We start from the raw sequence: 17,548 nt of genomic DNA on the forward strand, positions 1-17,548 counted from the left end.
GTCAGTCTCCTTCGAAGCGGGGCGTGCTCTTCGCGACGAACGCGTCGTAGGCGCGCCTGAAGTCGCCGGTGGCCATGCAGATCGCCTGCGCCTGCGCCTCGGCCTCGAGGGCCTCCGCGAGCCCCATCGTCCACTCCTGCTGCAGCATCTTCTTCGTCATCCCGTGCGCGAACGTCGGCCCCTCGGCGAGGCCGCGCGCGAGCCGCTGCGCCTCGCCCCTCACCTTGTCCGGCGCGCACAGGCGGTTATAAAAGCCCCAGCGCTCGCCCTCCGCGGCCGACATCGCCCGGCCCGTGTACAGCAGTTCCGCCGCGCGTCCCTGGCCGATGAGGCGCGGCAGGATGGCACATGCGCCCATGTCGCAGCCGGCCAGGCCGACCTTCGTGAACAGGAACGCGGTGCGCGCGCGGGTGCTGGCGAGCCGCACGTCGGATGCCATCGCGAGGATCGCGCCAGCCCCCGCGCACACGCCGTCGACGGCCGCCACGACGGGCTGCGGGCAGCCGAGCATCGCCTTCACGAGGTCGCCCGTCATGCGCGTGAACGCGAGCAGGCCCGGCATGTCCAGTTGCGTGAGCGGCCCGATGATCTCGTGGACGTCGCCGCCCGAGCAGAAATTGCCGCCCGCGCCCGTCAGCACGACGGCCTTCACGTCGTCAGCGTACGCCAGCGCGCGGAACAGGTCGCGCAGCTCCGCGTACGAGTCGAACGTCAGCGGGTTCTTGCGCTCCGGGCGGTTCAGCGTGATGGTGGCGACGCCGCCGTCGGCCTCGTAGAGGAAATGTTCGGCGCGGTAGCCGGCCAGCTGCGTGCGGTGCATCGTGGTCTCCTAGTCCTTGTCGCTCAATTGCGCATTCAATTGCCGCTTCATCGTGTCCAGCAAGGCGATCATCCTGGCCTTGTCGTCCGGGGAGACGTCGCCGAACAGGTCGGCCACCCAGCCCTGGTGCACGGCCGCCATTTGCGCGAACGCGGTGCGCCCGCGCGGCGTCAGCTTCAGCACGAACGCCCGCCCGTCCTGCGGGTCGGGCACGCGCAGGACGAGCTCTTCGCGTTCCAGCTGGTCGGCGATGCCCGTCACGTTGCCGCCCGTGACCATCATCCGCTTCGACAATTCTCCCATCCGCAAGCCGTCCGGATGGCGCTCCAGTTGCGCCATCAGGTCGAAGCGCGGCAAGGTGATGCCGAACGTGGTCCGCAGCCGGCTGCGGATCGTGTTCTCCACACGCACCGTGCAGGACAACAACCGCAGCCACAGTTTCAGGTCGAGCGGGGCATCGTCGGCCGGCGTCACATCACCTCCCCGCCCGCCACCGCGATGGCCTGGCCGTTCAGCGCCGCCGCGCCGGGCATGCACAGCCACGCGACGGCGTGCGCCACTTCGTCCGGCCGCACGAGCCGTCCCTGCGGATTGCCGGCCGCCAGTCCGGCGCGCGCCTCGTCGGCGGTGCGCCCCGTCTTGCGAACGATATTGGCGACGGCATCCGCTACGATGTCCGTGTCCGTGAAGCCCGGGCAGACGGCGTTGACGGTGACGCCGCGCGTCGCCACCTCCAGCGCGAGCGCGCGCGTGAGGCCGACGAGGCCGTGCTTCGCCGCGCAATACGCGGCCACGTACCGGTAGCCCGTGAGGCCGGCCGTCGACGCGACGTTGACGACTCTTCCCCAGCCCGCGTCCAGCATGCCGGGCAGCGCGGCCTGCATGCAGTGGTAGGCCCCGGTCAGGTTCACGTCCAGCATGCGCTGCCACAGCGCGGCGTCCGTGCGCCCGAACGGCGCCGACGCGGCCTGGCCCGCATTGTTGACGAGGATGTCCACGGCGCCAGCGCGCGCGAACGCGGCCGCGACGCCTTCCGCATCCGTCACGTCCACCGTCTGCCAGGCGGTTTCTCCGCCGAATTCTGCCGCCGCGGCCTCCAGCACACGGGCTTCGCGCGCCATCAGCGTGACGCGCGCGCCGTGCGCCCGCAGCGCGCGCGCGATGGCGAGGCCGATGCCGCGGCTGGCACCTGTCACGACCGCGTGTCTTCCCCGTAACGTCTCCATCAGCCCTCCCCCTGGCGTTCGCGTTTCATATTCCGTTCCAGCTGCGCCTTCCCGGCCAGATACTGTTTCGGCCACGCGACCGCCGTGACGCCGATCCGCGCCGCTTCCGTCAGCGTCCACGCGGGATTCGCCAGGTGCGGCCGGCCCACCGCGCACAAGTCCGCGCGCCCGGCCGCGATGATGCTGTTCGCGTGGTCCGCTTCGTAGATCGAGCCGACCGCGATCGTCGGGATCCCGGCCTCGTTGCGGATGCGGTCCGCGAACGGCGTCTGGTACATGCGGCCGAACACGGGCTGTTCGTCCTTGCTGACCTGGCCAGACGAGCAATCGATCATGTCCGCGCCCGCCGCCTTGAACAGGCGCGCGATGTGCACGGCGTCCGCGGGCGTGATGCCGCCGTCGACCCAGTCGTGCGCCGAGATGCGCACGCTCATCGGCTTCGCGGCCGGCCACACGGCGCGCATCGCGCGGAACACGCGCAGCGGATAGCGGCAGCGGTTGTCAAGACTGCCGCCGTACTCGTCCTCGCGCCGGTTCGTCAGCGGCGAAATGAACGACGACAGCAGGTAGCCGTGCGCGCAGTGCAGTTCGAGCCAGTCGAAGCCGGCCGCGTCGGCCGCGAGCGTCGCGCGCACGAAGTCCGCCTCCACGCGCGCGAGATCCGCTTGCGTCGCGGCGCGCGCGACCTGCGAGATGCCCGGCAGGTACTGCTGTTCCGATGCCGCGATCAGCGGCCAGTTGTGGTCCGGGAGCGGCTGGTCGATGCCGTCCCACATCGGGCGCGTCGATCCTTTCGGGCCGGCGTGGCCCAGCTGGATGCCGATGCGCGCATCGGTCCGGCCGTGCACGAAGTCCACGATGCGCCGCCACGCGGCCGTGTGTTCGGGCGCATATATGCCGGGGCAGGCCGGCGTGATGCGGGCGTCGGCCGACACGCACGTCATCTCGGCCATCACGAGCGCCGCCCCGCCCATTGCCCGCGCGCCCAGGTGCACGAGGTGGTAGTCGCCGGGCACGCCGTCGATGGCCGAATACTGCGCCATCGGCGAAACGACGATGCGGTTCTTCAGGAATACGTCGCGCACGCGCAGCGGCGTGAACATGGGCGGCATGTGGGTGTTCTCGGGCAGCGCCACGCCCACCTGGGCGCACGCACGGCGCGCGAACCAGTCCTCGAAATGCGCGACGTAGCCGGGGTCGCGCAGGCGCAGGTTCTCGTGCGAGACGCGCTGGCTGCGCGTGAGCATCGCGTACGCGAACTGCTCCGCGTCCAGCGCGCCGTAGCGCTCCACGTTCTCGAACCACTCCATCGAATTGCGCGCCGCCGACTGGATCTTCAACACCTCGACCGCGCGGCTCGCCTGGTACGCGGCCAGCGCCGCGCGCGCGTCGCTGCCGTGTTCCCGCATGCAGCGCGCCAGTTCGATCGCGTCTTCCAGCGCCAGCTTGGTGCCGGAGCCGATGGAGAAGTGCGCCGTGTGGGCCGCGTCGCCCATCAGCACGATGGGCACGTCGCCATTCCAGTGCACCCACCGCTCGCACACGATGCGGGGAAACGCGATCCAGGCTGCGGCGCCGCGCTGGTGGCCCGCGTTCGACAGCAGCGGATGCCCGTCCAGGTGCTCGGCGAACAGGCGCTCGCAAAAGGCAATGCCCTCTTCCTGCGCCATGTCCGCCAGGCCCGCGCGGCGCCACACGTCTTCCGGTGTCTCGACGATGAAGGTGGAGGTGTCGTCGTCGAACTGGTAGATGTGGGCCTGGAACCAGCCGAACGCCGTCTCCTTGAACACGAACGTGAACGCATCGAACTTCTTTTTCGTGCCAAGCCACACGAAGCGGCAGCGGCGCGTCTCGACGGACGGCTGGAAGGTGGCCGCATGGCGCGTCCGCGTGCGGCTGTGGATGCCGTCGGCCGCGACGACGAGGTCGGCCCGGTAGCGCGCGGCGACGGCCTCGTCGTCCTGCACGTCGGTCTCGAACACGAGTTCCACGCCCAGTTCCTCGCAGCGCTGCTGCAGGATGTTCAGCAGCCGCTTGCGGCCGATGCCGCAGAAGCCGTGGCCGCCGGACGTGATGCGCTCGCCCTTGAAGAAGACGTCGATGTCGTCCCAGTGATTGAACGCCTGCAGGATGCTGCGCGCCGTCGGCTCGTCGGCCGCGACGAGGTTGGCGAGCGTCTGGTCGGAGAACACGACGCCCCATCCGAACGTGTCGTACGGGCGGTTGCGTTCCACGACGACGACGCGGTGCGCCGGGTCCTGCCGCTTCATCAGCAGGGCGACATACAAGCCGGCGGGCCCGCCGCCGATGCAGACGATGTTCATGACAGCCGCAGTTTGTAGCGCTGCAGCTTGCCCGTCTCCGTGCGCGGCAGCTTGTCGGTGAAGCGCACGGCGCGCGGATATTTGTACGGGGCGATCTGCGCCTTGACGAAGTCCTGCAATACGCATGCCGTTTCCGGGGTCGGTTCGAACCCGGGCTTGAGCACGACGTGGGCCTCCACGATCTGGCCGCGCTCCTCGTCGGCCCGGCCCACGACGCCGCACTCGGCCACGGCCGGATGGCGCAGCAGCACCTCTTCCACTTCGGCGCCGGCGATGTTGTAGCCGGCCGAGATGATCATGTCGTCCGTGCGCGAGCGATAGTAGAAATAACCGTCCGCGTCCGTCTCGTAGCTGTCGCCCGTCAGGTTCCAGCCATCCAGCACGTAGTCGCGCTGGCGCTCGTCGGCCAGGTAGCGGCAGCCCGTCGGGCCCTTGACGGCCAGCCGTCCGATCACGCCAGGACCGACCGGCGCGCCGTCGTCGTCGAGGATGCACGCGCGGTAGCCGGGGACGGGCCTGCCGGTCGCGCCGGGCCGGATGTCCGCGCCGCTGGCCGAGATGAAGATGTGCAGCAGCTCGGTCGCGCCGATGCCGTCGATCATGGCGATACCGGTCGCCGTCTTCCAGGCGTCCCGCGTCGCCAGCGGCAGCGCCTCGCCGGCCGACACGCATTTCTGCAGGGAGCGCAGGTCGTAGCGCGGGACGAGGAGCGTCATCTGGCGGTAGAACGTGGGCGCCGTGAAGCAGACGGTGGCCTTGTACCGCTCGATCGCGGCGAGCAGGCCTTCCGGCGCCGGCTTTTCGAGCAGGACGCCGGCCGCGCCCACGCGCAGGGGAAACAGCAACAGCCCGCCCAGGCCGAACGTGAAGGCCAGCGGCGGCGTGCCGATGAACACGTCGTCCGCCTGCGCGCCCAGCGTGTGCCGCGGGAAGCAGTCGCAGATCGCCAGGATGTCGCGGTGGAAGTGCATCGTGCCTTTCGGGATGCCGGTCGTGCCGGACGTGAAGGCGATCAGGCACACGTCGTCGCCGGCCGTGTCCACCGGTGCGAACGGCGCATCGTGGTAGGCCATGCGTGCTTCCAGTCCTTCCGGATCCTGGAAATACACGACGGGCGGGTGCCCCGCCACCTGTTCGAGTTCGTCCGCGAGCGGCCGCGCGCACAGCACGGCGTTCACCCGCGCCTTGTCGACGATGATGCCCAGCTCGCGGGCCCGCAGCAGCGGCATCGTCGGCACGGCCACGAGGCCGGCCTTGAACACGGCGAGGATCGCGGCCGCCATCATCGGGCAGTTGGCGCCGCGCAGCAGCACGCGGTTGCCCGGCACGAGGTTCAAGTCCGTGCGCAGGACGTGGGCGATGCGGTCGACGCGCTGCATGAGATCGGCGTAGGTCCAGGTTACCGTATCGCCCACGATGGCGGTGCGCCCGCCCCGTCCGGCGGCGACATGGCGGTCCAGCAGTTCCGCCACGCAATTCAGCCGCGCGGGATACTGGAGCGCGGGCAGGTCGAACACGAGGTCCGGCCACAGGTCGACGGGCGGGAGATGATCCCGCGCGAACGTGTCGACATGGGCCGAAAGACTTGACTCTGCAGCGGACAAGCTCGTCATGAAGCGCCCCCGGAGAAAAGATCTGTCGGTACCGGGAGATACTTTAAGCCTAAAGTATTTCGGGACGCAAGCCGGGTTGCATGGCGCACGCCCTGACAGGTTCAGGAGCAGGGGCGGACAGGCGAAGGCGATGCCTTCCTGCGCGACCTTGCCGTACGTGCTGCGGTCCAGACTCGCGACGCGGAGTTCAATATCCATGCTAGCCTTCCACGGAACCAGACCGCCCCCAAGCGGGCGCAGGATTGCGGTTTTCCAGCCGGAAGCCCGCTCATATCCCGAAGGAGCCGCGTCATGAACTCGACAACCCAAGCATCCCGATCCAGTATCACATCGGCGATATTCGATGTGCTCGACCCGATACCATTTGGTTTCTTCGTGGCCGCGCTCGTCTTCGACATCCTGTATGTCGAGACCTTCACGATCCTTTGGGTGAAAGCGGCGGCGTGGCTGGTCAGCATCGGCCTCCTGTTCGCGATCGTCCCGCAACTTATCAATCTCGGCCGCACCTGGTTCACCAGGGGCCGGACCAAGGGTCTCGCGATCAATTTCTGGCTCCAGGTCGTCGCGATCGTGGCGGCCATCTTCAATGCCTTCGTGCACAGCCGGGATGCATACGGCAGCATGCCCGCCGGGCTCTGGCTCTCCGTCGTGACAGTGCTCGCACTCGTTATCGGCAGGATCGTCCTGGCCGGGGACAGAGTCGACTACCGGGGATACCGCCATGAACAAGCATGAGCGCACGCGCCGGCGCGGCCTGGTCCTGGCCGCGGCCTTGTTGCTGGCCCTCGCCGGCTGCGGCGAGAAAGCCAGCCTCGCCCCCTCCCAGCAGATGGGCGAGAATCCGCCCCTGCCGCGCCCGAAGGCTTACCTGCTCCCGCCGATGAAGGTGCCGGACTTCGCCGGCTGGCAGGGTGATGCCAGGCCCCAGGTGGCGACCGGCTTGCAGATCGAGAAGATCGCCTCGGGGCTCATGCACCCGCGCCAGGTGCTGGTACTGCCGAACCAGGACGTGCTGGTGGTGGAAGGCAACGGCCCGGGTGAGGAGGCGATCACGACGCCGAAACAGCTCATCGCCGGCCAGATCAAGAACCAGTCCGGCAAGGGCGGCAAGGGCGGCAACCGGGTCACCCTGCTGCGCCGCAAACCCGGCGGCGGCGAGTGGGACAAGTTCGTGTATATCGAAAAGCTGCACTCGCCCTTTGGTATCGCGCTGGTGGGCGACGCCCTGTATGTGGCAAACACCGGCAACATCATGAAATACCGCTACACGCCGGGCGAGACGAAGATGTCCGATCCGGGAACCGAACTCGGCGACTTGCCCAGCACCGTCAACCACCACTGGACGAAAGCGATGGTGGCGAGCCCCGACGGCAAATACCTGTATGTTGGCAGCGGTTCGAACAGCAACGCAGGGGAAAACGGACTGGAGGTGGAATACCGGCGCGCCGCCGTGCTGGAAGTCGACGCCGCGACCGGCGCCAGCCGCGTGTTCGCCTCGGGCATCCGTAATCCGACCGGCCTGCAGTTCGAACCGCAGAGCGGAAAGCTATGGGCGATCGCCAACGAACGCGACGAGATCGGCGCGGACCTGGTGCCGGACTACCTCACCTCCGTGCGGGAGCATGGTTTCTACGGATGGCCCTACAGCTACTACGGCCAGCATGTGGACGACCGGGTCCGGCCCCAGCGCCCCGATCTCGTCAAGAAAGCCATCGTGCCGGATTACGCCCTCGGGTCGCACGTGGCGGCGCTGGGCCTGCTGTTCTACACCGGAGACGCCCTGCCGCAGTACAAGAGCGGCGCCTTTATCAGCGAGCACGGCAGCTGGGACCGCGCACCGCTGAGCGGATACAAGGTCGTCTGGGTGCCTTTCGCCAACGGCATGCCGAGCGGGAAGGCCCAGGATGTCGTGACCGGCTTCCATTCCGCCGACGAGAAACATCTGTTCGGCGCGCCGGTCGGCCTCGCCCAGGACGCGGACGGCGCCCTGCTGATCGCAGACGACGTCGGCGACGTGGTCTGGCGGGTGACGGGTGCCAGGCGCTGAAGACTGTCGACCTGCCCGGCGCGAGTCTGCCGGAAGCGGAGAGGACGCCAGAAACGCAAAAGGCCAGCTTATCGCTGGCCTTCCTGTCGCTCCGACTTCCAGGTGGTTTTTCTCAACCCATCCCGTGCACCGGAGCTTGAATCCTGGTGGGCGGTGCAAGTTTCGAACTTGCGACCCCAGCAGTGTGAATGCTGTGCTCTACCCCTGAGCTAACCGCCCTACTTTTTACTGCTTTGCTGCGATTGCGTCGCTGCAATGACGAGCATTATAGGGGGACTTTTGCGTTTTGTCACCCCTGCGGAGAATATTTTCTCCAAACACATTCTCCCTTTACGCCTTTGTCGAGTGCGGCAAGGACGTTCTCGTGCTCGGCGAGCTCGTCGGCAGCAGCCGGCAGCACGAAGATCTCGCCCAGCGGACCGGCTTCCAGCACGATGCCTCCGCCGCTCGCCTCGACCTCGACGTCCATCGACAGCGTGTTCTGCCCCCGCGTCATCGCCAGGTAGACGTCGGCCAGCAGCTCCGAGTCCAGCAGTGCGCCGTGCAGCTTGCGGTGCGCGTTCGAGATGCCGTAGCGGTCGCACAGCGCGTCAAGCGAGTTGCGCTTGCCGGGGTGCAGTTCCTTGGCATGGACGAGCGTATCGATCACGTTCGCGCAGTGTTGGACGAACGGCGGCAGGCCCATGCGCTCGAACTCATGGTTCAGGAACGCAAGGTCGAACGGCGCGTTGTGGATGATGATCTCCGCGCCCTGCACGAAGTCGCGCAGTTCGTGGGCGATCTCGTGGAACTTCGGCTTATCGCTGAGGAACTCGGTCGTCAGGCCGTGGACCGCCAGTGCCGCTTCGTCCGAGTCGCGCTCGGGATTGATGTAGCGGTGGAAGTTATTGCCTGTCAGCTTGCGGTTGAAGATCTCGACGCAGCCGACTTCGATGATGCGGTCGCCGGTGCGCGGATTCAGGCCTGTGGTTTCGGTATCGAGGACGATTTGGCGCATGCGCGTGCAAACTCAAGTAAGCGTGGAAAGAACCGGTAAGTATAACAAAATCAGCGCAATATCAACGCTTTAGCGAAGCCGCACCCATGTTGGCGAGAGCGTCGGCGCGCTCGTTGCCGGGGTGGCCGTTGTGGCCGCGCACCCAGCGCCATTCGACGGCGTGCTGCTGCTGGGCGGCGTCCAGCGCCTTCCACAGGTCGTCGTTCTTGACGGGCTCCTTCGCCGACGTCTTCCAGCCGCGCGCCTTCCAGCCGTGGATCCATTCCGAGATGCCCTTTTGCACGTACTGGCTGTCGGTGTGCAGGACGACCTGGCATGGGCGGTTGAGGACGGTGAGCGCCTCGATCACGGCGCGCAGTTCCATGCGGTTGTTCGTCGTATTCGGCTCGCCGCCGAAGATTTCCTTTTCGTGGCCGCCATCGGCCACGAGCAGCGCGCCCCAGCCGCCGGTGCCCGGATTTCCCTTGCAGGCGCCGTCGGTAAAAATCTCAACTTTGGTCATGCTGCGCTTCTTCCTTATGTCTTACTTGTAATGTTCGTTGCGGTTCGCTGCCGGCACCGCCTGCGGCGCCTTGCTCGTCTTTTTATTCCAGGCCGGACCGATGATGCGCATGCCCTTCACGCGCTTGATCGCGTGGACCATGTACACGGCCCCGAGATACGGCCACCAGCGCTGCCCCGCCCCTTCGACGAAGGCAAAGCGGTTGAGCCACTGCGCGGTCCGGAACGGCGGCGCGTAGCAGCCGAAATGGCTGCGCGTGACGCCGAGATTCAACAATTTTAACCAGTCTTTGAGACGAGGCATAGAGATGAACTCCCCCGCCGCCGGCAGGTAGTCGCTGCTCGTGATGCGCCCCATCCCCTGGCGCACGCCCCACAGGCTGGCCGGGTTGAAGCCGCAGATGATCACCTGCCCTTCCGGGATCAGCACGCGCTCGACTTCGCGCAGCACCTGGTGCGGCTCGGCCGCGAATTCCAGCACGTGCGGCAGCACGACGAGGTCCAGGCTTTGCGACGCGAACGGCAGGTCGGCGAAGTCGAGCGCGACGGCGATCTGCTTGCCGGTGGCGGCATAGACCAGTTCGTCGGCCGTCGACGTGCGCGTCGCCGCCTGCCATTTGTTGGGCATGCGGTTGGCGGCCAGCGCATCGATCTGCGGCACGCCGATCTGGACCGCGTTGAAGCCGAAAATATCGACCGTCAACTCGTCCAGGCACGCCTGTTCCCAGGCGCGCACGTACGCGCCCGCCGGCGATTGCAGCCAGCGGTCGAGCGCTATAATGGATTTTTCGGATGCCGCGCTGTCCATGCCCAACCTTTATCGATACCCATATGATTCCTGTGCCCACTGAACTCGCAGTCCTGACCGTGCCGGCCTTCAAGGATAACTATCTCTGGATTATCCATGACGGCACACATGCGGCAGTGGTCGATCCGGGCGACGCGGAACCGATCCTCGCGGCCCTGCAGGCGAATGGCCTGACCCTGACCGCCATTCTACTCACCCATCACCATGCTGACCACATCGGCGGCGTGACGCGCTTGCTCGAACACAGCAACGTGCCCGTCTTCGGTCCGCGCAACGACGGCATCGCCGTCGTGAACCACCCGGTGGGCGAAGGCGACACGGTCGAGGTGCCGGGCCTCGCGCTCGAACTCGCCGTGCTCGACGTCCCCGGCCATACGAAGGGTCACATCGCGTACGTGCGCGAGGACGCAAGTGCGCGCTGGCTGTTCTGCGGCGACACGCTGTTCGGCGGCGGCTGCGGCCGCCTGTTCGAAGGCACGCCGGCGCAGATGATGGGCTCGCTCGCGAAGCTGGCCGCCCTCCCCGACGATACGCTGGTGTACTGCGCGCATGAATACACGCTGTCGAACCTGCGCTTCGCCGAAGCGCTGGAACCGGGCAACCGCGCGCTGCAGCTGCGCATCGCGCACGACAGCGAGCTGCGCGGCACGCATCTGCCCACGATCCCGTCGACAATCGCGATCGAAAAGGCGACGAACCCATTCCTGCGCACGCGCGAGCCCGCCATCATCGGCAGCCTGACGGCGGCCGGACGCCTCGCGCCGGGTGCGGACCCGGTCACGGTATTCGCGGCGCTGCGGGAGTGGAAGAACGTGTTCTGAAACCGGGAGAGACCGGCTGGGGATGAGACGACGCGACCGCCGATCGCTGGCGGCCGCGTCATTCGGGGAGGATCAGATTTCTTCGTACAGCGGCAGGGTCAGGAACTCGGCGAAGTCTTCCGACGTCGACATCTGTTCGAAGATCTGCGCGGCGCGCTCATAGGTCGGGCTGTCGCCGTTCGGGGCGGCCGCCTTCGCGTTGGCCAGCTCCTCCGGGATCATGGCGCGGACCATCTCGGCCGTGACCTTGCGACCGTCTTCCAGCACGCCCTTCGGCGAGCGGATCCACTGCCACACCTGCGAACGGCTGATCTCGGCAGTGGCCGCGTCTTCCATCAGGTTGTGGATCGGCACGCAGCCGTTGCCGGCCAGCCAGGCGCCCAGGTAGTGGATGCCGACATTGATGTTGTAGCGCAGGCCCGCTTCCGTGATCGGGGCTTCCGGGCGGAAGTCCAGCAGGTCCTTCGCGGTCACTTCCACGTCCGGACGCTGCTTGTCGATCTGATTCGGGCGGTCGCCCAGCACCTTCTTGAACTCGGTCATCGCCAGATCGACGAGACCCGGGTGCGCGACCCAGCCGCCGTCGTAGCCGTCGGTCGCATCGCGCGCCTTGTCGTTGCGCACGCCGCCCATCGCGACTTCGTTCTTTTCCGGATCGTTCTTGATCGGGATCAGCGCCGCCATGCCGCCGATCGCCGGGGCGTTACGCTTGTGGCAGGTCTTCAGCAGCAGCAGCGCGTACGCGCGCATGAACGGCGCCGTCATCGTGACCTTCGGACGGTCGGCCAGGCAGAAGTCCTTGTCCAGCTTGAACTTCTTAATGCACGAGAAGATGTAGTCCCAGCGGCCCGCGTTCAGGCCGGCGCTGTGCTCGCGCAGTTCGTACAGGATCTCGTCCATCTCGAAGGCGGCGACGATCGTCTCGATCAGCACGGTCGCCTTGATGGTGCCCTGCGGCAGGCCCAGTTCGTTCTGGGTCATGACGAAGATGTCGTTCCACAGGCGCGCTTCCAGGTGCGATTCCATCTTCGGCAGATAGAAGTACGGACCGGCGCCGCGGGCCAGTTGTTCCTTGGCGTTGTGGACCATGAACAGGGCGAAGTCGAAAATGCCGCCGGAGATGCGCTTGCCGTCGACGAGGACGTGCTTTTCGTCCAGGTGCCAGCCGCGCGGACGGACCACCAGCGTCGCGACCTTGTCGTTCAGCTTGTATTGCTTGCCGTTCTGCTCCAGCGAGATCGTCTTGCGGACGGCGTCGCGCATATTGATCTGGCCAGTGAGCTGGTTGTCCCAGTTCGGGGTGTTGGAGTCTTCGAAGTCGGTCATGTAGCTGTCCGCGCCCGAGTTCAGGGCGTTGATGACCATCTTGCGTTCGACCGGGCCCGTGATTTCCACGCGGCGGCATTCCAGCGCCTTCGGGATCGGCGCGATCTTCCAGTCGCCGTTGCGGATGTGCGCCGTCTCGGGCAGGAAGTCCGGACGCTCGCCGGCGTCCAGGCGTTTCGCGCGCTCGACGCGCGCGGCCAGCAGCTGCTGGCGGCGCGGTTCGAATTCGCGGCTCAGCTTCGCTACCAGCTCGAGCGCTTCCGGCGTCAGGATCTGTTCATAGCCGGGCTTGATCTCGGCCCGGATTTCCATTCCGGCTGGGGTGGCGATGGTCATTGCGTTCTCCTGTTCTAGTATGAAATGTGGACAGTGCCGTGCTTCCTGGCACAAGCCAGCTTGGCGTTTGATATTGCTTCCAGTATATTCACTATTAATCGCCTAAACGAGACAAAAAATATATTCATTTATGCTTTTTTGTCACAAGTGACGAACAGAATCGAGGCATTCCTTTGGACCATTTCCGTCAGATATCTACTTTTGTCGAAGTCATCGCCCGGGGCAGCCTGTCCGCGGCCGCGCGCGCGGAGGGCATCGCGCCGGCCATGATCGGACGGCGTCTGGACGCGCTCGAAGCGCGCCTGGGCGTGAAGCTCCTACAGCGTACCACGCGCAAGCTGGCGCTGACGGACGAAGGGGCGGTGTTCCTTGAGGATTGCCAGCGCATCCTTGCCGAACTCGAAGAAGCGGAAGCGGCCGTGTCGGAACGGAGCGCGCGCGCCACGGGACACCTCGTCGTATCCGCGCCGGCCGGGTTCGGGCGCCAGCACGTGGCTCCGCTCGTCCCCTCTTTCCTGGCCGAGCACCGCGAGGTGAGCATGAACCTGAACCTGTCCGACCGCGTCGTCGACGTCATCGGCGAAGGCGTCGACATCGCGATCCGCATCGCGAGCCTGACGGACTCGAATCTCGTCGGCGTGAAGCTCGCGGACAATCACCGCGTCGTCGTCGCGACGCCCGGCTATCTGAAACGCCATGGGACGCCGCAGACGCTGGTCGACCTATCGAAACACAATTGCCTGGCGATAAGCAGCCAAGGCAGCCAGCGGGGCTGGACGTTCCGCGACCACGGCAAGATCGTCACGATGAAGGTGGGCGGCAATATGGTGTGCAACGACGGCGCCGTGCTGCACGACTGGGCGATGGCCGGGCGGGGACTGGCCTGGCGGTCGATGTGGGAAGTGAGTTCGGAAATCGAAGCGGGCCTGCTGGTACCCGTGCTGGAACAGTTCGCGGCGCCCGGCAACGATATCTATGCCGTGTTTGCGCAACGTCGTCACTTGCCGCTGCGCATCCGGGTATTCGTGGACTTTCTGCGCCATGCGTATTCTCAGCCGGATTACTGGCGCAAGCCTGGCTGACCGGCATGAAACGTTAGAGCAAAAAAAATCCTCGGAAGCTCCGAGGATTTTTTGTCATCAATTCAGCAGATTACAGCGGCTGAATGTTCGATGCTTGTTTGCCTTTCGGACCGGAGGTCACGTCGAACGAGACGCGCTGGTTCTCCTGCAGGGACTTGAAGCCCTGGCTCTGAATCGCCGAGAAGTGCGCGAACAGATCTTCGCCGCCTTCGTCCGGGGTGATGAACCCGAAGCCTTTGGAGTCATTGAACCATTTAACGATGCCAGTTGCCATTACAATTTCCTATTTCAGTTGAAGTGGACCGAAGTCCGTTTACGATCGTTTGAAGAAGCAAGAAACAAATGACAGACTAACTGCACTGCTACCGCGAATCCAACGATCCCTAATTATACCGAATAAACCCACACGTACACGGTTTTCGCAAAATAAAACCGGGATCCGTGACAATTCCTGAAGCCAACCTTTTTACGGATCCCATTTGCGTCGGCAGTACGCAAAATATAGGGCATGGATGCGGATAAAGTTTGTCCTAAATCAAACGATTTCGGGACAGGTGCTTTGTTGTGGCGCTATACAGAAGACTCGTCGTTCGGGTATGCGGCCTTCGGATCGACGCTGCCCCACGCGATGAACACATCCAGTTCGGACAGCCACGCTTCCCACTCTTCCGGGGCGACGGCGTCGAATGTCGTCAGCACGCGCAGGCGCTGTTCCAGCATGCGCGCCTGCTGCCCGAGGATGCGGAAGCCGAATGTGGCGGACGAGCCGGCCAGCGTATGCAGCACCGCATGCATCTGCTCGATCAGCGCGGCGGGCGGCCGTTTCGGGTCGAAGGCGTTGCGCGCGGCCGACAGGCGGCCGAGCGTCTGCGGCAGGCTCGCCGCGAATTTATCGTTCAGCTCCGCGAGGCGCGTGAAGAATTCGGCATCCGCACTCGAACTCATTTCCTGCCGCTCATTTCGTACCAAATATACGATCGCCCGCGTCGCCGAGGCCCGGCACGATGTAGGCGTGGTCGTTCAGCTTGCTGTCGAGCGAAGCCACGTACAGCTTCACGTCCGGATGGGCCTTGTGGAACACTTCCACGCCTTCCGGCGCCGCGACGAGGGCCAGGAAGATGATCTGGTCGTCCGTCACGCCGCGCTTCTTGAGCACGTCGACGGCGTAGACGGCCGAGTTGCCCGTCGCGACCATCGGATCGCACAGGATGAACGTGCGCTCGGTCGTGTCCGGCAGGCGCACGAGGTATTCGACGGGCAGGTGCGTGTCCGGGTCACGGAACACGCCGATGTGGCCGACGCGGGCCGACGGCACCAGTTCCAGCAGGCCATCGCTCATGCCGACGCCGGCACGCAGGATCGGCACGATGGCCAGCTTCTTGCCCGCGATGACGGGGGCGTCGATCGTCATCAGCGGCGTGTCGATCTGGCGCGTCGTCAGCGGCAGGTCGCGCGTGATCTCGTAACCCATCAGCAACGTGATTTCCCGCAGCAATTCGCGGAACGTGCGCGTGGACGTGCCGCGGTCGCGCATGTGCGACAGCTTATGCTGGATCAGGGGATGGTTCAGGATGAACAGGTTCGGGAAGCGCGGATCTTGTTTCATTATGCATGGCCGGCGCTTGTGGCAGCGGCGTGGTTGATTTGGTAAATGGCGTGCATTATCCCAGTTTGTCCCGTCCTTTGTCGAAGATTTATCGCGGCTTATTCCACCAGCGCACGGGCGAGGATCGCGTCGCAGTCGACCCCGTCGGGCAGCCGGCCGAACGCCCCGCCCACGTCCACGGCGATGCGCGACGCGACGAACGCGGCGGCGACGCATGCCGGCGCATGGCGCAGCAACAGCCCCGCCTGCACGGCCACGACGAGGCGTTCCGCGAGGCGGCGCGCGCCGAATTCGTCGGCCGCGAGCGTGGCGAGGCCGTCCAGCAGGCGCGCGCAATACGCGTCGAAGCGGCTGTCGCGGCCGGAGGCGAGCGCCAGTTCCGCCGCCAGCGCGTCGCGCGTCTCCGGCCCCCTGGAAAACGCCCGCAGCACGTCGAGACACATCACGTTGCCGGAGCCTTCCCAGATCGAATTGACGGGGAATTCGCGGTACAGGCGCGCCAGCGGGCCGTCCTCGACGTAACCGTTGCCGCCCATGACTTCCATCGCCTCGGCGCCGAACGCGGGGCCGCGCTTGCACAACCAGTATTTGCCGGCCGGGGTCAGGATGCGCCCCAGCAGCGCCTCGCGCGGGTCGGCGGCGCCATGCGGGCCCGGGTCGAAGCAGCGCGCCAGCCGCAGTGCGAACGCGGTCGCCGCTTCCGATTCCAGCGCCAGATCGGCCAGCACGTTCTGCATCAGTGGCTGGTCGGCGAGCTTGCGCCCGAACGCGCTGCGCGCGCGCGCATGGTGCAGCGCGTGACACAGGGCGGCACGCATGATGCCGGCCGAGCCCAGCACGCAGTCGAGGCGCGTGTGGCTGCCCATTTCGAGGATCGTCGGGATGCCCCGCCCTTCCTTGCCGATCAGCCAGCCGACGGCGTCGCAGAACTCGACTTCGGACGACGCGTTCGACTTGTTGCCGACCTTGTTCTTCAGGCGCTGCACGCGGATCGCGTTGCGCGTCCCGTCCGGCAGGAAGCGCGGTACGAAGAAGCACGACAAACCCGCACTGCCGCCCTCGTCGGTCTGCGCCAGCACGAGGTGGGCATCCGATTGCGGCGCGGAGAAAAACCATTTGTGGCCGACGAGGCTCCACGCGTCGCGCCAGTCGGCGCCGAAGCGGGTCTCCGCCACCGCCGGATTCATGCGCGTCGCCCGCGTCGTGTTGGCGCGCACGTCGGTGCCGCCCTGTTTTTCCGTCATGCCCATGCCGATCAGGGCGCCCCGCTTCTGCTCGATGGGCAGCGAGCGCGGGTCGTAGGTGCGCGACAGGATCTTCGGCAGCCAGTGCGCCGCGATGCCCGGGTGCTGGTGCAATGCCGGAACGGACGCGTACGTCATCGTCACGGGACATTGCGAGCCGTTCTCCACCTGGCCGAACAGCAGATAGGCGGCCGCGCGCGCGACCTGGGCGCCGGGCCGCGGCGCTTCCCACGGCAGCGAGTGGGCGCCGTTCTCGATCAGCAGGCGCATCAGCTCATGCCACGCCGGGTGGAACTCGACCTCGTCCACGCGATGCCCGCCCCGGTCGACATTGACGAGGCGCGGCGGGTTGTCGTTCGCCAGCCGACCCAGGTCCAGCACGGCGGCGGCGCCGAGTTCCTGCCCCAGCCGCCCGAGTTCGCCCTCCGCCCAGCCGGCGCCTTCGCGCACCAGGCCTTCGCGCAGCGCGGGGTCACAGGCGAACAAATCCACGTCACCGAACGGCGGCGCCTGGTTGAAAACCTCGTGGGTGTCGAATCGGTTCATGGCGTCCCTCCCGGAATGGCCGAGTTGTTGCAACTGAGCATCATATGAACGGCGCAAAAGTTTCTACTTTGCACTGTATCGGCGACAATAACCCTTCAAGCCCACCGCCGGGTTATCGGTTAGGCAACAAGGCTAGCCCAAAGCCACGTGCGGGGCAAGCGGGACCGATTTGGACGCCGACACTGCGACGTGTCAAGCAGCGGTAGAAAGTGACACGGCATTGTGCTTTTTAGTGCCGGCTGGAATCTTTC

At 66.1% G+C, this 17,548-nt stretch carries 17 protein-coding genes and 1 tRNA gene; 4 read left to right on the top strand and 14 right to left on the bottom strand.

Annotated features, from left to right (window positions below; all coding sequences use genetic code 11):
- Window position 1 precedes the first annotated feature (1 nt).
- From QPK29_RS02285 to QPK29_RS02305, 5 genes are read right to left on the bottom strand one after another with little or no spacing between them, the layout of a single operon-like run.
- Window positions 2-820, bottom strand: coding sequence for an enoyl-CoA hydratase family protein (locus QPK29_RS02285; protein ID WP_371769810.1), 819 nt, complete (start codon window positions 818-820; stop codon window positions 2-4).
- Between the two features lie 9 nt (window positions 821-829).
- Entirely contained in the window at window positions 830-1,294 is a 465-nt protein-coding gene (locus QPK29_RS02290; protein WP_056328814.1) for a MarR family winged helix-turn-helix transcriptional regulator, read from the bottom strand.
- Entirely contained in the window at window positions 1,291-2,046 is a 756-nt protein-coding gene (locus QPK29_RS02295; protein ID WP_371769809.1) for an SDR family NAD(P)-dependent oxidoreductase, read from the bottom strand. The genes QPK29_RS02290 and QPK29_RS02295 overlap by 4 nt, the downstream gene beginning before the upstream one ends.
- Window positions 2,046-4,370 carry a bifunctional salicylyl-CoA 5-hydroxylase/oxidoreductase gene (locus QPK29_RS02300; protein ID WP_371769808.1) on the bottom strand — a complete coding sequence of 775 codons (2,325 nt, stop codon included), beginning with the start codon at window positions 4,368-4,370 and terminating at the stop codon, window positions 2,046-2,048. The genes QPK29_RS02295 and QPK29_RS02300 overlap by 1 nt, the downstream gene beginning before the upstream one ends.
- Window positions 4,367-5,983, bottom strand: coding sequence for an AMP-binding protein (locus QPK29_RS02305; RefSeq protein ID WP_371769838.1), 1,617 nt, complete (start codon window positions 5,981-5,983; stop codon window positions 4,367-4,369). The genes QPK29_RS02300 and QPK29_RS02305 overlap by 4 nt, the downstream gene beginning before the upstream one ends.
- Before the next feature lie 291 nt (window positions 5,984-6,274).
- On the opposite strand from QPK29_RS02305, the gene QPK29_RS02310 reads away from it, so the two are divergent.
- Both QPK29_RS02310 and QPK29_RS02315 read left to right on the top strand, forming a co-directional pair.
- A complete protein-coding gene (locus tag QPK29_RS02310) occupies window positions 6,275-6,718 on the top strand; it encodes a DUF2231 domain-containing protein (protein ID WP_056328825.1) in 444 nt (147 codons plus the stop codon).
- Window positions 6,705-8,030 (top strand): PQQ-dependent sugar dehydrogenase, encoded by a 1,326-nt coding sequence (locus tag QPK29_RS02315; protein ID WP_371769807.1) that lies wholly within the window; start codon window positions 6,705-6,707, stop codon window positions 8,028-8,030. The genes QPK29_RS02310 and QPK29_RS02315 overlap by 14 nt, the downstream gene beginning before the upstream one ends.
- A gap of 144 nt (window positions 8,031-8,174) precedes the next feature.
- On the opposite strand, the gene QPK29_RS02320 is transcribed toward QPK29_RS02315, so the two are convergent.
- The 4 genes from QPK29_RS02320 to QPK29_RS02335 form a co-directional block, all read right to left on the bottom strand.
- Window positions 8,175-8,249: transfer RNA gene (locus QPK29_RS02320), tRNA-Val, on the bottom strand.
- A 70-nt stretch (window positions 8,250-8,319) separates the two neighbouring features.
- Window positions 8,320-9,027, bottom strand: a complete 708-nt coding sequence (gene dnaQ, locus QPK29_RS02325) for a DNA polymerase III subunit epsilon (protein WP_371769806.1) — start codon at window positions 9,025-9,027, stop codon at window positions 8,320-8,322.
- A 61-nt stretch (window positions 9,028-9,088) separates the two neighbouring features.
- Window positions 9,089-9,529, bottom strand: coding sequence for a ribonuclease HI (gene rnhA, locus QPK29_RS02330; RefSeq protein WP_371769805.1), 441 nt, complete (start codon window positions 9,527-9,529; stop codon window positions 9,089-9,091).
- Between the two features lie 21 nt (window positions 9,530-9,550).
- Window positions 9,551-10,336 carry a class I SAM-dependent methyltransferase gene (locus tag QPK29_RS02335; protein ID WP_371769804.1) on the bottom strand — a complete coding sequence of 262 codons (786 nt, stop codon included), beginning with the start codon at window positions 10,334-10,336 and terminating at the stop codon, window positions 9,551-9,553.
- A gap of 23 nt (window positions 10,337-10,359) precedes the next feature.
- Here QPK29_RS02335 and gloB point away from each other — a divergent pair, with 23 nt between their 5' ends.
- A complete protein-coding gene (gene gloB / locus QPK29_RS02340) occupies window positions 10,360-11,157 on the top strand; it encodes a hydroxyacylglutathione hydrolase (RefSeq protein WP_371769803.1) in 798 nt (265 codons plus the stop codon).
- Window positions 11,158-11,229: 72 nt separating this feature from the next.
- On the opposite strand, the gene aceB is transcribed toward gloB, so the two are convergent.
- A complete protein-coding gene (gene aceB / locus QPK29_RS02345) occupies window positions 11,230-12,819 on the bottom strand; it encodes a malate synthase A (RefSeq protein ID WP_371769802.1) in 1,590 nt (529 codons plus the stop codon).
- Between the two features lie 173 nt (window positions 12,820-12,992).
- Here aceB and QPK29_RS02350 point away from each other — a divergent pair, with 173 nt between their 5' ends.
- Window positions 12,993-13,901, top strand: a complete 909-nt coding sequence (locus QPK29_RS02350; protein WP_371769801.1) for a LysR family transcriptional regulator — start codon at window positions 12,993-12,995, stop codon at window positions 13,899-13,901.
- A 70-nt stretch (window positions 13,902-13,971) separates the two neighbouring features.
- Here the strand turns inward: QPK29_RS02350 and QPK29_RS02355 are convergent, their stop codons facing one another.
- The 4 genes from QPK29_RS02355 to QPK29_RS02370 form a co-directional block, all read right to left on the bottom strand.
- Window positions 13,972-14,175, bottom strand: coding sequence for a cold-shock protein (locus QPK29_RS02355; protein WP_036166698.1), 204 nt, complete (start codon window positions 14,173-14,175; stop codon window positions 13,972-13,974).
- Between the two features lie 296 nt (window positions 14,176-14,471).
- On the bottom strand, window positions 14,472-14,846 hold the full coding sequence (locus QPK29_RS02360; RefSeq protein WP_371769800.1) for an Hpt domain-containing protein: 375 nt from the start codon (window positions 14,844-14,846) through the stop codon (window positions 14,472-14,474).
- 10 nt (window positions 14,847-14,856) lie between these two features.
- Window positions 14,857-15,507 (bottom strand): uracil phosphoribosyltransferase, encoded by a 651-nt coding sequence (gene upp, locus QPK29_RS02365; protein ID WP_056131924.1) that lies wholly within the window; start codon window positions 15,505-15,507, stop codon window positions 14,857-14,859.
- 98 nt (window positions 15,508-15,605) lie between these two features.
- Window positions 15,606-17,297 carry an isovaleryl-CoA dehydrogenase gene (locus QPK29_RS02370; RefSeq protein ID WP_371769799.1) on the bottom strand — a complete coding sequence of 564 codons (1,692 nt, stop codon included), beginning with the start codon at window positions 17,295-17,297 and terminating at the stop codon, window positions 15,606-15,608.
- Between the last annotated feature and the right edge of the window lie 251 nt (window positions 17,298-17,548).

The organism is Massilia orientalis (assembly GCF_030411975.2).
Lineage (GTDB): Bacteria > Pseudomonadota > Gammaproteobacteria > Burkholderiales > Burkholderiaceae_D > Telluria > Telluria orientalis.

Excerpts from the sequence above, each read along its gene's own strand:
- QPK29_RS02300 (WP_371769808.1), bottom strand. The coding sequence starts at position 4,370 with ATGAACATCGTCTGCATCGGCGGCGGGCCCGCCGGCTTGTATGTCGCC.
- QPK29_RS02285 (WP_371769810.1), bottom strand. The coding sequence starts at position 820 with ATGCACCGCACGCAGCTGGCCGGCTACCGCGCCGAACATTTCCTCTAC.
- aceB (WP_371769802.1), bottom strand. The coding sequence starts at position 12,819 with ATGACCATCGCCACCCCAGCCGGAATGGAAATCCGGGCCGAGATCAAG.
- QPK29_RS02335 (WP_371769804.1), bottom strand. The coding sequence starts at position 10,336 with ATGGACAGCGCGGCATCCGAAAAATCCATTATAGCGCTCGACCGCTGG.
- upp (WP_056131924.1), bottom strand. The coding sequence starts at position 15,507 with ATGAAACAAGATCCGCGCTTCCCGAACCTGTTCATCCTGAACCATCCC.
- QPK29_RS02370 (WP_371769799.1), bottom strand. The coding sequence starts at position 17,297 with ATGAACCGATTCGACACCCACGAGGTTTTCAACCAGGCGCCGCCGTTC.
- QPK29_RS02355 (WP_036166698.1), bottom strand. The coding sequence starts at position 14,175 with ATGGCAACTGGCATCGTTAAATGGTTCAATGACTCCAAAGGCTTCGGG.
- QPK29_RS02310 (WP_056328825.1), top strand. The coding sequence starts at position 6,275 with ATGAACTCGACAACCCAAGCATCCCGATCCAGTATCACATCGGCGATA.
- QPK29_RS02315 (WP_371769807.1), top strand. The coding sequence starts at position 6,705 with ATGAACAAGCATGAGCGCACGCGCCGGCGCGGCCTGGTCCTGGCCGCG.
- gloB (WP_371769803.1), top strand. The coding sequence starts at position 10,360 with ATGATTCCTGTGCCCACTGAACTCGCAGTCCTGACCGTGCCGGCCTTC.
- QPK29_RS02360 (WP_371769800.1), bottom strand. The coding sequence starts at position 14,846 with ATGAGTTCGAGTGCGGATGCCGAATTCTTCACGCGCCTCGCGGAGCTG.
- rnhA (WP_371769805.1), bottom strand. The coding sequence starts at position 9,529 with ATGACCAAAGTTGAGATTTTTACCGACGGCGCCTGCAAGGGAAATCCG.
- QPK29_RS02295 (WP_371769809.1), bottom strand. The coding sequence starts at position 2,046 with ATGGAGACGTTACGGGGAAGACACGCGGTCGTGACAGGTGCCAGCCGC.
- dnaQ (WP_371769806.1), bottom strand. The coding sequence starts at position 9,027 with ATGCGCCAAATCGTCCTCGATACCGAAACCACAGGCCTGAATCCGCGC.
- QPK29_RS02305 (WP_371769838.1), bottom strand. The coding sequence starts at position 5,983 with ATGACGAGCTTGTCCGCTGCAGAGTCAAGTCTTTCGGCCCATGTCGAC.